The 13,711-nt window shown below is 40.8% G+C and carries 13 protein-coding genes; 11 read left to right on the top strand and 2 right to left on the bottom strand.

Annotated features, from left to right (window positions below; genetic code table 11):
- Positions 1-16 precede the first annotated feature (16 nt).
- The gene (gene coaA, locus GOM48_RS03850; protein ID WP_061427578.1) at positions 17-937 is read right to left on the bottom strand and encodes a type I pantothenate kinase; all 921 of its coding nucleotides are present in this window, start codon (positions 935-937) and stop codon (positions 17-19) included.
- Positions 938-1,138: 201 nt separating this feature from the next.
- Between coaA and GOM48_RS03855 the strand changes: the two genes are divergently transcribed.
- The 9 genes from GOM48_RS03855 (at position 1,139) to GOM48_RS03895 (ending at position 9,495) form a co-directional block, all read left to right on the top strand.
- Entirely contained in the window at positions 1,139-1,543 is a 405-nt protein-coding gene (locus GOM48_RS03855) for a hypothetical protein (protein WP_235098489.1), read from the top strand.
- Positions 1,544-1,745: 202 nt separating this feature from the next.
- On the top strand, positions 1,746-2,336 hold the full coding sequence (locus GOM48_RS03860; RefSeq protein ID WP_125388941.1) for a class I SAM-dependent methyltransferase: 591 nt from the start codon (positions 1,746-1,748) through the stop codon (positions 2,334-2,336).
- On the top strand, positions 2,333-3,610 hold the full coding sequence (locus GOM48_RS03865; RefSeq protein ID WP_125388940.1) for a pyrimidine-nucleoside phosphorylase: 1,278 nt from the start codon (positions 2,333-2,335) through the stop codon (positions 3,608-3,610). Before GOM48_RS03860 ends, GOM48_RS03865 begins: the two co-directional genes overlap by 4 nt.
- Before the next feature lie 19 nt (positions 3,611-3,629).
- Positions 3,630-4,292 carry a deoxyribose-phosphate aldolase gene (deoC, locus tag GOM48_RS03870; RefSeq protein WP_125388939.1) on the top strand — a complete coding sequence of 221 codons (663 nt, stop codon included), beginning with the start codon at positions 3,630-3,632 and terminating at the stop codon, positions 4,290-4,292.
- The gene (locus GOM48_RS03875; RefSeq protein ID WP_000246111.1) at positions 4,279-4,668 is read left to right on the top strand and encodes a cytidine deaminase; all 390 of its coding nucleotides are present in this window, start codon (positions 4,279-4,281) and stop codon (positions 4,666-4,668) included. Before deoC ends, GOM48_RS03875 begins: the two co-directional genes overlap by 14 nt.
- Before the next feature lie 89 nt (positions 4,669-4,757).
- On the top strand, positions 4,758-5,813 hold the full coding sequence (locus GOM48_RS03880; protein WP_001036150.1) for a BMP family lipoprotein: 1,056 nt from the start codon (positions 4,758-4,760) through the stop codon (positions 5,811-5,813).
- A gap of 136 nt (positions 5,814-5,949) precedes the next feature.
- A complete protein-coding gene (locus GOM48_RS03885; protein WP_000929834.1) occupies positions 5,950-7,485 on the top strand; it encodes an ABC transporter ATP-binding protein in 1,536 nt (511 codons plus the stop codon).
- Positions 7,478-8,536, top strand: coding sequence for an ABC transporter permease (locus tag GOM48_RS03890; protein ID WP_000038684.1), 1,059 nt, complete (start codon positions 7,478-7,480; stop codon positions 8,534-8,536). Before GOM48_RS03885 ends, GOM48_RS03890 begins: the two co-directional genes overlap by 8 nt.
- A 2-nt stretch (positions 8,537-8,538) precedes the next feature.
- Positions 8,539-9,495: an ABC transporter permease gene (locus tag GOM48_RS03895; protein WP_223328066.1), complete on the top strand. Its 957-nt coding sequence runs from the start codon at positions 8,539-8,541 to the stop codon at positions 9,493-9,495.
- 34 nt (positions 9,496-9,529) lie between these two features.
- On the opposite strand, the gene plsY is transcribed toward GOM48_RS03895, so the two are convergent.
- A complete protein-coding gene (plsY, locus tag GOM48_RS03900) occupies positions 9,530-10,171 on the bottom strand; it encodes a glycerol-3-phosphate 1-O-acyltransferase PlsY (RefSeq protein WP_235098491.1) in 642 nt (213 codons plus the stop codon).
- Between the two features lie 135 nt (positions 10,172-10,306).
- On the opposite strand from plsY, the gene parE reads away from it, so the two are divergent.
- Both parE and GOM48_RS03910 read left to right on the top strand, forming a co-directional pair.
- Positions 10,307-12,256, top strand: coding sequence for a DNA topoisomerase IV subunit B (gene parE, locus GOM48_RS03905; RefSeq protein WP_235098493.1), 1,950 nt, complete (start codon positions 10,307-10,309; stop codon positions 12,254-12,256).
- An 18-nt stretch (positions 12,257-12,274) separates the two neighbouring features.
- Positions 12,275-13,492, top strand: a complete 1,218-nt coding sequence (locus GOM48_RS03910; RefSeq protein ID WP_235098494.1) for an AbiH family protein — start codon at positions 12,275-12,277, stop codon at positions 13,490-13,492.
- Positions 13,493-13,711: the final 219 nt, after the last annotated feature.

The raw sequence follows: 13,711 nt of genomic DNA on the forward strand, positions 1-13,711 counted from the left end.
TTTTGACAAGGGGAAATTATTTTTTTAGGTAAATTTCATCGATTTCATGGTTTTTAGTCTTGTGGAGAATGACCTCGGCGCGATTCCTTGTTGGTTCGATATAGTTTTGTAGATTTGTGAGATTAATGCTGGTCCAAACCTGGTGAGCAAATGCTTCAACTTCTCCAATTGGCATTTGAGTAAAACGGTGGTAGTAGCTGTTGGAATCATTTTGGGCAAAGCTGAGCAGCTTTAAGAAACGATCCAGATACCAGCTTTCAATGTCCTCGACAGCAGCATCCACATAGATGGAGAAATCAAAGAAATCAGTAATGTAAAGGCGCTCATTTTGAGGGTTTTGGAAGACATTGATTCCTTCAACGATGACAAAATCCGCAGCCTTAACGCGTTGTTTCTCCCCAGGGACGATGTCATACACTTCATGAGAATAGACTGGAATATCGACATCCTGTCCATTTTTTAGGCGGTCAAGAAAATTCAGCAAGGTTTCCATATCATAACTTTCAGGAAAACCTTTGCGATTTAAGATATCTTGGTCAATCAAGGTTTGATTGGGATAGAGAAAACCGTCAGTTGTCACTAGCTCTACAGTAGCATCCGGTAGAGTACGTGATAGAAGAATCTGAAGTAAGCGACTAGTAGTCGATTTGCCCACAGCAACACTACCAGAAACCCCAATGATAAAAGGTTGGGATTTGCTTTCGCGTTGAAGAAAAATTCCTTTTGAAAATGCCAAATCATCCTTGGTGCGCTTGTAAATATGGATAAGATGAACTAGGGGAAGATAGACATCTGTTACGTCCTGTAGACTAATCTGGTCATTGAAACTCTTGATGGATTCTAACTCTTCCTCTGTCAAGGGAGGGGTTGTTTTGCGATGCAATGATTGCCAAGTCTGGCGACTGATTTTTTCAAAATGTAAAAATTCGTTGGTCATTTGTTTTCCCCTAGATATTTTGTTTATCATACCATAAAAAGCTAAAAAGATAAAGCGGTTACTTGATGGTAGTAAGTCAATATCGTATAATAGAGGTAGATGGAGGTTGAATAATTTAATGATGAGATAGGGAATGGTTTCTAAAGACTTATCAGTTATTGAAAGTGGGCTTTTTGGTTTACAACTTATTGGAGGTGTGTCATGAAAATCTTAAAACGTTATATATTGGAACTCTGTTTTATTTTAAGTTTTGCCTTACCTTTTATAAGGGGAGCGAATGCGGATAATGGGAGACGCTTTGTGGAAATCTATTACGGTTTTACTTTTTTGATGGAACATGCCATTGTAACAGTTGTCTTTATCTGTTCGCTCTTGATTGCTTGGCTAGTAAAAAAGCAGTGGACGAAATGGCTTGCTGCTGGTAGTTATCTATTTTTGACTTTGTGGATTGCTACAGAAGGATATCTATTCCGTATGTCACTAGAAGATTTGATACGACTTTGGACAAGTTTGGAAATCTTGACACAAACTTATCAGTTGGGTTTTTATCTAAACATCATATTGGGAATCTTGTTGATAATAAAGTATTTTAAGGTTAAGAAATAGTAATAAAAATGCGCCCGATTGCAGACGAACTGTTTTTCCCTGACTATGATAATTTGTAGTTCCCGATAGATTGTAATGTATTTCTAATAATTGCAAGAGATTGAAGAAAAGGTTTTTTGACTAGGATTCTTCAGTCTTTTTCATTTGATCATCACTTTGTAAACGATTTACAATTCAAGCCAAATTATGGTAAAATAGTTTTATGAGTAAAATGTATTATGCAGAAAATCCTGATGCTGCTCACGACATTCATGAGTTGAGAGTGGAGTTGTTGGGAGAAAACATGACCTTTTTGACGGATGCGGGTGTTTTTAGCAAGAAAATGGTTGACTTTGGGAGTCAGCTTTTATTAAAGTGTCTAGAGGTTAACAAAGGAGAGACGGTCCTTGATGTGGGTTGTGGTTATGGACCATTGGGCTTGTCATTGGTCAAGGCTTATGGAGTTCAGGCAACCATGGTCGATATCAATAATCGTGCCTTGGACTTAGCACGACAAAATGCCGAACGAAATAGAGTAGAAGCGGAGATTTTCCAATCCAATATCTATGAGCAAGTTGAAGGGAAGTTTGACCATGTTATTTCCAATCCGCCGATTCGAGCGGGCAAACAGGTTGTTCATGAGATTATCGAAAAGAGCAGGGATTTCTTGAAAGACGGAGGAGATTTAACCATTGTCATTCAGAAAAAGCAAGGAGCTCCAAGTGCTAAAAATAAGATGGAAGATGTTTTTGGCAATTGTGAAACCGTAAAGAAAGATAAGGGATACTATATCCTTAGAAGTGTGAAAGAATGAGAGCAGTTGATTTAATCCAAAAGAAACGAGATGGTCAAGAACTGACTGCAGCTGAAATCAAATGGTTGGTAGAAGGCTATGTGGCTGGAACTGTTCCAGACTATCAGATGTCTGCTTTTGCTATGGCTGTTTATTTCAAAGGAATGACCACACGTGAGATTTCTGAACTGACGATGAATATGGTCAAGACAGGTCAGGAGTTTGATTTGTCAGCTATTGATGGGATTAAAGTTGACAAGCATTCGACTGGTGGAGTAGGTGATAAGGTGACCTTGATTCTGGCTCCCCTTGTTGCGAGTTTCGGTGTGCCCGTTGCTAAAATGAGTGGTCGTGGTCTCGGCCATACTGGTGGAACAATTGATAAATTGGAGTCCATTAAGGGCTATCAAGTCGAACGAAGTCAAGAGGATTTCATTCGTCAGGTACAGGACATTGGTGTATCTGTCATTGGGCAGTCAGATCAGCTGGTTAAAGCAGACAAACTTCTCTATGCCCTCCGTGATGTGACAGCAACTGTCGACACGATTCCTTTGATTGCGAGTTCGGTGATGAGCAAGAAAATTGCTGCAGGAGCGGATGCCATTTTGCTAGACGTAACGGTCGGTGAGGGTGCCTTCATGAAGACTGTTGATGAGGCGCGCGAATTGGCTCAAACCATGGTGGATCTTGGTAAGGCTGTTGGTCGAAAAACAGTAGCAGTCATTACCGATATGAGTCAGCCTTTGGGAAGAGCCATTGGCAATCGTCTTGAAATCCTTGAGGCAATCGAGATTCTCCAAGGAAAAGGCCGAGAAGATATTAGTCACTTTATCTGCGAGCTAGCTCAGATTATGCTTGGCTTGGCTGATGTTGAGAAAACGATCAAGGAAATCCGTCAACACCTGGAAAATGGCCAAGCACTGGCTAAGTTTGAAGAAATGGTAGCAGCACAAGGCGGTGATTTAGAAGATCTTTATCGTCCAGTCAAAGTTGCCCATGTGGTGGAAATTCCAGCTCAAGATACAGGTGTTATTTCAGCTCTTCCTGCAATGGAATTTGGGCTCTATGCCATGAGACTAGGAGCCGGTCGTGCTGTCAAGACTGATGACTTGGACTATGAAACAGGGATTGTTTTCGAAAAGAAAGTTGGAGACTCCGTTCAAAAAGGAGAAATTGTTGCAAAAGTTTATACAAATGGAAAAATTTCTTCTGAACTAGTTACAGAATTTCAAAAATATGTTAAAATAAATGATGGAGTGCAAAGTTTACGAGAAATTATAGAAATTATCTCATAAAACCAGGGAGAATCCGAATATGAAGTTAAATAAATATATTGATCATACGCTTTTAAAGCAAGATGCAAGCCAAGAACAAATTGATCGTTTGCTATCTGAAGCGCGTGAGTATGACTTTGCCAGCGTTTGTGTTAATCCCACATGGGTTAAACATGCGAAAACAGGGCTTGAAGGCTCAGATGTAAAGGTTTGTACAGTAGTAGGTTTTCCTTTGGGAGCAACAACTTCAGCTGTGAAAGCTTTTGAAACAAAAGAAGCTGTCCAAAACGGTGCAGATGAGATTGATATGGTTATCAATGTCGGCGCTCTCAAATCAGGCAATCTGGATTTAGTTGAATCGGACATCCGTGCTGTCGTAGAAGCAAGTGGTGACAAGTTGGTGAAAGTCATTATCGAAGCTTGCTTGTTGACAGACGATGAAAAAGTTATGGCTTGCCAATTATCCCAGAAAGCAGGCGCTGACTTTGTCAAAACATCAACTGGATTTTCAACTGGTGGTGCCACTATAGAGGATGTTCAGTTGATGCGTGAAACAGTCGGGCCAGATATGGGAGTTAAGGCAGCTGGTGGAGCGCGTTCATATGCGGATGCTGTCGCTTTTGTGGAAGCAGGCGCTACCCGTATCGGAACATCTGCTGGTGTAGCAATCTTAAAAGGAGAATTGGCAGATGGCGACTACTGAGTTAATTGAACTAGCAATTGAAACCAGCAAACAAGCCTATGTCCCCTATTCTCACTTTCCTATCGGAGCTGTTTTAGTAGCCAAGGATGGTAGTATTTATACGGGTGTGAACATCGAGAATGCTAGCTATCCCTTGACTAATTGTGGAGAACGTACTGCTATTTTCAAAGCAGTTTCGGAGGGACAACGGGAGTTTTCTGAGTTAATTGTCTACGGACAAACTGAAAAACCCATCTCGCCATGTGGTGCTTGCCGCCAGGTCATGGTTGAATTTTTTGAACAAGATCTAAAAGTGACCTTAGTCGCTAAAGATAAATCGACGGTCGAGATGACGGTCGGGGAGTTACTTCCATACTCATTTACAGACTTAAATTAGTCTGAGTCACTCTCTGAGTGACGCGGTCCTTGTGGCCAACCAATCCATACTTGCAACATCGTTGCACATCTTATTTAGGAGGTTCAGTAATGAACAAGAAACAATGGCTAGGCCTTGGTCTAGTTGCAGTAGCAGCAGTTGGACTTGCTGCATGTGGTAACCGCTCTTCTCGTAACGCAGCTTCATCTTCATCAGAAATGAAGACCAAAGCAGCAATCGTAACAGATACTGGTGGTGTTGATGATAAATCATTTAACCAATCAGCTTGGGAAGGTTTGCAAGACTGGGGTAAAGAACACAATCTTTCTAAAGATAAAGGTTACACTTACTTCCAATCAACAAGCGAAGCAGACTATGCTAACAACTTGCAACAAGCGGCTGGAAGTTACAACCTGATCTTCGGTGTTGGTTTTGCCCTTCACAATGCAGTTGAGGAAGCAGCAAAAGACCACTCTGACCTAAACTATGTCTTGATTGATGATGTGATTGAAGGTCAAAAGAATGTTGCGAGCGTAAGATTTGCGGATAACGAAGCAGCTTACCTTGCTGGTGTTGCAGCAGCGAAAACTACGAAAACAAAACAAGTTGGTTTTGTAGGTGGTATTGAATCTGAAGTTATTTCACGTTTTGCAGCTGGATTCAAAGCTGGTGTTGAATCAGTAGACCCATCTATCAAAGTTCAAGTTGACTATGCTGGTTCATTTGGTGATGCTGCCAAAGGTAAAACAATTGCAGCAGCTCAATATGCTGCCGGTGCAGACGTTGTCTACCAAGCAGCTGGTGGTACAGGTGCTGGTGTCTTTGCTGAAGCAAAATCATTGAACGAAAACAAAAATGAAAACGAAAAAGTTTGGGTTATCGGTGTAGACCGTGACCAAGCAGCAGAAGGTAAATACACTTCTAAAGATGGTAAAGAATCTAACTTCGTTCTTGTATCTACATTGAAACAAGTTGGTACAACTGTAAAAGATATTGCCAACAAAACAGAAAAAGGTGAATTCCCTGGTGGACAAGTGATTGTTTACTCATTGAAAGATAAAGGGGTTGAGCTAGCAGTAACAAACCTTTCAGAAGAAGGTAAAAAAGCTGTTGAAGATGCAAAAGCTAAGATCCTTGACGGAAGCGTAAAAGTTCCAGAAAAATAATGGATAAAAGTCATTTCTTAGGAAGCGGCCATCGGTCGCTTCTTTAAGAATTGAGGCAATTTTTGTCTCAATAGAGCTTGTTAATGTGATTAGCAGGTTTTATTGAAATAAAATAAACCTCTGAAAGGAAGAGCATATGGCACACGAAAATGTCATTGAGATGCGGGATATTACCAAGGTGTTTGGTGAATTTGTAGCAAACGACAAAATCAACTTGCAACTGCGAAAAGGTGAAATTCATGCACTTTTAGGAGAAAATGGAGCGGGTAAATCCACTCTGATGAATATGCTGGCAGGACTTCTTGAACCAACAAGTGGTGAAATTGTGGTGAATGGTCAGGTTGTAAAACTAGACTCACCATCTAAAGCCGCTGGTCTTGGAATTGGGATGGTTCACCAACATTTTATGTTGGTTGAAGCTTTTACAGTAGCTGAGAATATCATTTTAGGGAGTGAAATCACTAAAAATGGTGTTCTAGATATAGCTGGTGCTACTAAAGAAATCAAGGCTCTTTCTGAACGTTATGGTTTGGCAGTGGATCCTGCTGCTAAGGTGGCGGATATTTCCGTTGGAGCCCAACAACGTGTAGAAATCTTGAAAACACTCTATCGTGGTGCTGATATCCTTATCTTTGACGAACCTACAGCCGTATTGACTCCTTCAGAGATTGATGAGTTGATGGCAATCATGAAAAACCTTGTCAAAGAAGGGAAGTCCATTATTTTGATTACCCACAAGTTAGATGAGATTCGTGCGGTATCGAATCGAGTGACGGTTATCCGTCGCGGGAAATCAATCCAGACGGTTGAAATCGCAGGGGCAACAAATGCGGACTTGGCAGAAATGATGGTTGGACGCTCAGTCTCCTTTAAAACGGAAAAACAGGCACCACAACCCAAAGAAGTGGTCTTGTCTATCAAAGACTTAGTTGTCAATGAAAACCGCGGTGTACCAGCAGTGAAAAATCTATCCTTGGATGTTCGTGCTGGTGAAATTGTTGGTATTGCAGGTATTGATGGCAATGGTCAATCTGAACTCATTCAAGCCATTACAGGCCTTCGTAAGGTTGAGTCAGGTAGCGTTGAATTAAAAGGCAAATCAATCGTGGGGATGCATCCTCGACAAATTACAGAACTAAGCGTGGGGCACGTTCCTGAGGACCGTCACCGTGATGGCTTGATTTTGGAGATGATGATTTCAGAAAATATCGCTCTTCAAACCTACTACAAAGAACCACTCAGCAAGAATGGTATTTTAAACTATGCCAATATCACTTCACATGCTAAGAAATTGATGGAAGAGTTTGACGTCCGTGCTGCCAGTGAATTTGTTCCAGCAGCAGCTCTTTCAGGAGGAAATCAACAAAAAGCAATTATCGCTCGTGAGATTGATCGTGATCCTGATCTCCTTATCGTCAGCCAGCCAACTCGTGGTTTGGATGTCGGTGCCATTGAATATATCCACAAACGTTTGATTGAAGAACGTGATAACGGGAAGGCTGTCCTTGTTGTCAGCTTTGAATTGGATGAGATTTTAAATGTCTCAGACCGAATTGCTGTTATTCACGATGGTAAGATTCAAGGTATTGTATCGCCAGAAACAACTAACAAACAAGAACTTGGTGTCTTGATGGCAGGTGGAAACTTGGGAAAGGAGAAGAGTGATGTCTAAAAAATTACAACAAATTTCGGTTCCCTTGATTTCCGTATTCTTAGGAATCTTGCTCGGAGCCATTGTCATGTGGATCTTCGGCTATGATGCTATCTGGGGTTATGAGGAGTTATTCTATACAGCTTTCGGTAGCCTCCGTGGGATTGGAGAAATTTTCCGTGCCATGGGTCCTCTTGTCTTGATAGGTCTTGGTTTCGCAGTTGCCAGTCGAGCAGGTTTCTTTAACGTTGGACTTCCTGGTCAAGCACTTGCAGGCTGGATTCTCAGTGGTTGGTTTGCCTTGTCAAATCCAGATATGCCTCGTCTCGTGTTGATTCCATTAACAGTGATTATTGCTTTGATCGCAGGTGGAATTGTTGGTGCGATTCCAGGTATCCTCAGAGCCTATCTCGGTACATCAGAGGTTATCGTGACCATCATGATGAACTACATTGTATTGTATGTGGGAAATGCCTTTATTCATGCCTTTCCTAAAGATATTATGCAAAGTACAGATTCAACGATTCGTGTTAGTGCCAACGCTACATACCAGACACCATGGTTATCAGAGTTGACTGGAAATTCCCGTATGAATATCGGAATCTTCTTTGCAATCATTGCTGTTGGCGTGATTTGGTTCTTGCTCAAGAAAACGACTCTCGGTTTTGAAATTCGTGCAGTTGGTCTTAACCCCCATGCCTCAGAGTACGCTGGTATTTCAGCAAAACGTACAATCATTCTATCAATGATTATCTCTGGTGCTCTGGCTGGTCTTGGTGGAGCTGTCGAAGGTCTTGGAACTTTCCAAAACGTTTACGTTCAGGGATCATCATTAGCTATCGGATTTAACGGGATGGCGGTTAGTTTGCTTGCTGGGAATTCACCAATTGGAATTCTCTTTGCTGCCTTCTTATTTGGTGTTCTGCAAGTTGGTGCGCCAGGTATGAACGCAGCGCAAGTTCCGTCTGAGCTTGTTAGCATTGTAACAGCGTCTATTATCTTCTTTGTCAGTGTTCACTATATTATTGAACGCTTTGTCAAACCGAAAAAACAAGTTAAAGGAGGTAAGTAAGGATGTCTATTACAACATTACTCACCCTCTTGGTCTCTTCTATGCTGATTTACTCAGCACCACTTATTTTTACGAGTATCGGGGGAGTTTTCTCTGAACGTGGTGGTGTCGTTAACGTCGGTCTTGAAGGAATTATGGTTATGGGAGCCTTTTCTGGGGTTGTCTTTAACCTTGAGTTTGCAGAACAACTTGGAGCAGCGACTCCTTGGATTTCCTTGTTAGTTGCCGGTATCGTGGGAGCTATGTTCTCCCTCATCCATGCAGTCGCTACAGTTCATTTCCGTGCGGACCATGTTGTCAGTGGTACAGTATTGAACTTGATGGCTCCTGCATTAGCAGTTTTCTTGGTTAAAGTTCTTTATAACAAAGGACAAACGGATAACTTAAGCCAGACTTTTGGACGTTTTGATTTCCCAGTTTTGGCTGATATCCCTGTGATTGGAGATATCTTCTTTAAGTCAACAAGTTTGCTAGGTTATATCGCGATTGCCTTCTCATTCTTTGCATGGTTTATTCTCTTTAAGACACGTTTTGGTCTTCGCCTTCGCTCTGTTGGTGAACATCCTCAAGCAGCGGATACCTTGGGGATCAATGTTTACAAGATGAGATATTTAGGGGTTATCATTTCTGGTTTCCTTGGCGGAATTGGTGGAGCTATCTACGCCCAATCAATCTCAGTCAACTTCTCAGTGACAACTATTGTCGGTCCTGGATTTATCGCTCTTGCTGCGATGATCTTTGGTAAATGGAACCCAATTGGTGCTATGCTTTCTAGTCTTTTCTTTGGACTTTCACAAAGTTTGGCAGTTATTGGTTCTCAATTACCTTTCCTACAAGGAGTGCCAGCGGTTTACCTTCAAATCGCGCCTTATGTCTTGACCATTCTTGTCTTAGCAGCCTTCTTTGGAAAAGCAGTTGCACCTAAGGCAGACGGTATCAACTACATCAAGTCAAAATAAGCATACAAAAAAACGTCAGTTTCAAACTGGCGTTTTATTCTTTTGGATTTTGATGGGTTAGGTTCAACCCCCAAGGGACAAGATTTTCAGTTTTATTTTTGATACGTGTGATATTATCCTTGTGACGAATGATAATTAAGCTAGCAAGAGCTAAGATAATTACGATAAAAAGAAGGTCATAGCTACTTAAGATAAACCCAAATAGTGGGAAAATCAGAACTCCAATTACGGCTGCGATAGAAGCAGTAACGCTAGACAGTGAAATCATACTACCTAGATAGAGGGTTCCAAAGAATACGATTGCCAGGTAGAGACAGAAAACAGGCGCAAATCCGAAAATCACTCCAGCACTGGTTGCGACAGCCTTGCCCCCCTTAAATCTTGCAAAGATAGGAAAGGTATGTCCAATTACGGCCAAAAGACCAAAGACGAGAGGTGATACACCTTGTTGGTGGAATAGAATAGGAAGGAGAGTGGCTAAGGTCCCTTTAAAGAAATCAATTACAAAGGTTGCCATACCCGCTTTCTTACCTAAAATTCGGAAAGTATTAGTTGTTCCGGTGTTTCCAGAACCATGTTCACGCAGATTTGTTTGAAAGAAAATTTGTCCAATCCAGAGACCAGACGGAATCGAACCTAGCAGATAAGCTAAAATTAATAATACAAATGTCATCATAGAACTATTATACCATGAAATGCTATAGAAAGTCAGAGAATATCCTGTGAAATTGTGACAGCTGAAAGGGAAAAACTTTGCAAAATCCCTAGAAAACCTGTAAAATAGAAAAGATGAACAAATAGGAGGTTCCTTGTGTCAAAAAAGGAAATCAATATTAATAACTACAATGATGACGCCATTCAGGTGCTGGAAGGGTTGGATGCGGTCCGTAAACGTCCGGGGATGTATATTGGATCGACTGACGGTGCTGGTCTCCATCACCTAGTCTGGGAAATCGTGGATAATGCGGTCGATGAAGCCTTGTCTGGATTTGGTGACCGCATTGATGTGACCATCAATAAAGACGGCAGTCTAACGGTTCAAGACCATGGTCGAGGGATGCCGACTGGGATGCATGCTATGGGAATTCCAACTGTTGAGGTTATCTTTACCATTCTCCACGCTGGAGGAAAATTCGGTCAAGGTGGCTATAAGACATCTGGTGGTCTCCACGGGGTGGGATCTTCAGTCGTTAATGCCCTATCAAGCTGGTTAGAAGTTGAAATTACTCGTGACGGTACAGTCTACAAGCAACGTTTTGAAAATGGCGGGAAACCCGTCACAACCCTGAAGAAAATTGGTACGGCACCCAAGTCTAAGACAGGTACCAAAGTCACTTTCATGCCTGACGCGACTATCTTTTCTACGACTGACTTCAAGTACAATACCATTTCAGAACGACTCAATGAGTCAGCCTTTCTCTTAAAAAATGTCACCTTGTCTCTGACAGATAAGCGAACAGATGAAGCAATCGAATTCCATTATGAGAACGGGGTACAAGACTTTGTTTCTTACCTCAATGAAGACAAGGAAATCTTGACGCCAGTCCTATACTTTGAAGGCGAAGACAATGGTTTCCAAGTGGAGGTTGCCCTCCAGTACAATGATGGATTTTCAGATAACATTCTATCCTTTGTCAATAACGTTCGTACTAAAGATGGTGGAACACATGAGACAGGACTCAAGTCAGCCATTACTAAGGTCATGAATGACTACGCGCGTAAGACAGGACTTCTCAAGGAAAAAGATAAAAACCTTGAAGGGTCAGACTACCGCGAGGGACTAGCAGCCGTCCTTTCTATTCTGGTTCCTGAAGAACACTTGCAGTTTGAAGGACAGACAAAGGACAAGCTAGGAAGCCCACTAGCTCGCCCTATTGTTGATAGCATTGTCGCAGAAAAATTAACTTTCTTCCTCATGGAAAATGGTGAACTGGCTTCTAACCTTATTCGCAAGGCTATTAAGGCACGTGATGCGCGAGAGGCAGCTCGCAAGGCGCGTGATGAGAGCCGAAATGGTAAGAAAAATAAGAAAGACAAGGGCTTGCTTTCTGGGAAATTGACTCCAGCCCAGTCTAAGAATCCTGCTAAGAATGAACTCTATCTGGTCGAGGGGGATTCTGCCGGTGGTTCTGCCAAGCAAGGTCGTGACCGTAAGTTCCAGGCTATCTTGCCCCTTCGTGGTAAGGTGATTAATACAGCCAAGGCCAAGATGGCGGATATTCTCAAAAATGAAGAAATCAATACTATGATTTATACCATTGGTGCGGGCGTGGGAGCAGACTTCTCTATTGAAGATGCTAACTATGACAAGATTATTATCATGACCGATGCGGATACCGATGGTGCTCATATTCAAACCTTGCTCTTGACATTTTTCTACCGCTACATGCGTCCGCTAGTTGAGGCAGGCCATGTCTATATTGCCCTTCCGCCTCTTTACAAGATGTCCAAAGGCAAAGGCAAGAAAGAAGAAGTGGCCTATGCTTGGACGGACGGAGAGCTAGAAGAACTCCGCAAGCAGTTTGGTAAAGGCGCAACACTCCAACGATATAAAGGTCTTGGTGAGATGAACGCGGACCAACTCTGGGAAACAACCATGAATCCAGAAACTCGAACCCTCATTCGTGTCACCATCGAAGACTTAGCACGCGCAGAACGTCGTGTCAATGTCCTCATGGGAGACAAGGTCGAACCACGCCGTAAATGGATTGAGGATAATGTTAAATTTACGCTGGAAGAGAGTGGGGAGATGGTGTTTTGAAAGGATGATAAAGAAAATATGGGCTATAATATTTATACAAATCAAGAATTTAAAAAATTGGCTAATGATGGACAAATTAATATCATGGCTTTCTTTGGAAATGGTGTAGATATTCAGTTAATGGAATATCTTGAATCTCCATATCGGACTTCTTATCAAAATTTCTATAATTATCTTTGCTATAAGAATTTTGACAAAGATAATATGATCTTTCAAAAAATGACTGAGGATAAGAAAGATAATGAAAGAGATCCCAATATCAAGCAAAATTGGAGTGACTTTGAGAATAGCTTAATTGAGATTTTTAATCAACCTGGCTGGCTGAAAATAGAGAAATTGACTAAAGATTTCACTCAATTTCAAATCGAGTTCTCAAATTTTTTAAATGAAATAATTACTCCTAATATGCTTGCTAGGTTAGGGAATGATAGCACAGAAAAAGGAATTGCTCTTAATTCTTTTACCCGTTTTTTAGGTGATTTAGATTTTATAAATTTCAATAAATTGTCTTTTCCTCGTAAAAGCAAACTTTATTCTTTATTTAACTGGGAAATTTTAAATTTCAACTATACTTCGATGTTGGATAATATCTTATTGCTAGATAAAGGACAATTTGATCCGCATCCCCATAAGTTTGCAGATAGGCAGATTCTATTTTATCCAAATCCTAAAGATAGAGCAAATAAGTTAGAAGAGTTTATTGATTGTAAAAATGGAGAATTGATAGAAGGTTATGTTCCTAATCCACATCTAAATAAAGACACTAAATACTCCAGTTATTTAATGATCAATATCACCCATCCTCATGGTTATCAGAATGTTCCGAAATCAATGTTATTTGGATTTGACAATAAGGAACAAATAACAAATGAAAATAAAAGATCTTTAGCAAAGAATTTTTTAAAGCCCTATTGGGCTCAGAATGATAGAAAATATAAATCATATTTCAATAATACTGATTTGTTTATACTATACGGTTTATCACTCGGTGATAGTGACTTTTGGTGGTGGAATAATATTCTTAACTCACTTTTGGAGACAGATTCTGAATTGATTATTTATAATTACAATAGCAATAATGAATCTGATAGTGACACAATTAATAGATTTATTAATGTGGCAACCAACGAGAAACTGGATGATGAGAAACTAGATAAGCTTTATAAGAAAATTGCTATAGTTCAGTATAATTCTGAAACAAAGCTAAATGCGTTCAAATTGGATTATTTGGATTGAATCTATGCTTTTCCAGATAAGAAGCAGTATGCTGATCTCCGTGATCATCTCAACGCTATCCGTAGTCGCTGTAAAAAATTAACACCAAAGAAAAGCAAGCAAGAAGCAGTAGGTGAGGAAAAGTAGCTTTCTTCTGAAGAAGTCTCTCACAGATAGACGAGTTTTTGCAACATAAGGCGAAGTTTTGAAGTTCTAAAAAGAATAGAGATGGGAACAAAC

It is taken from the genome of Streptococcus oralis, from assembly GCF_021497885.1.
Classification (GTDB): domain Bacteria; phylum Bacillota; class Bacilli; order Lactobacillales; family Streptococcaceae; genus Streptococcus; species Streptococcus oralis_BQ.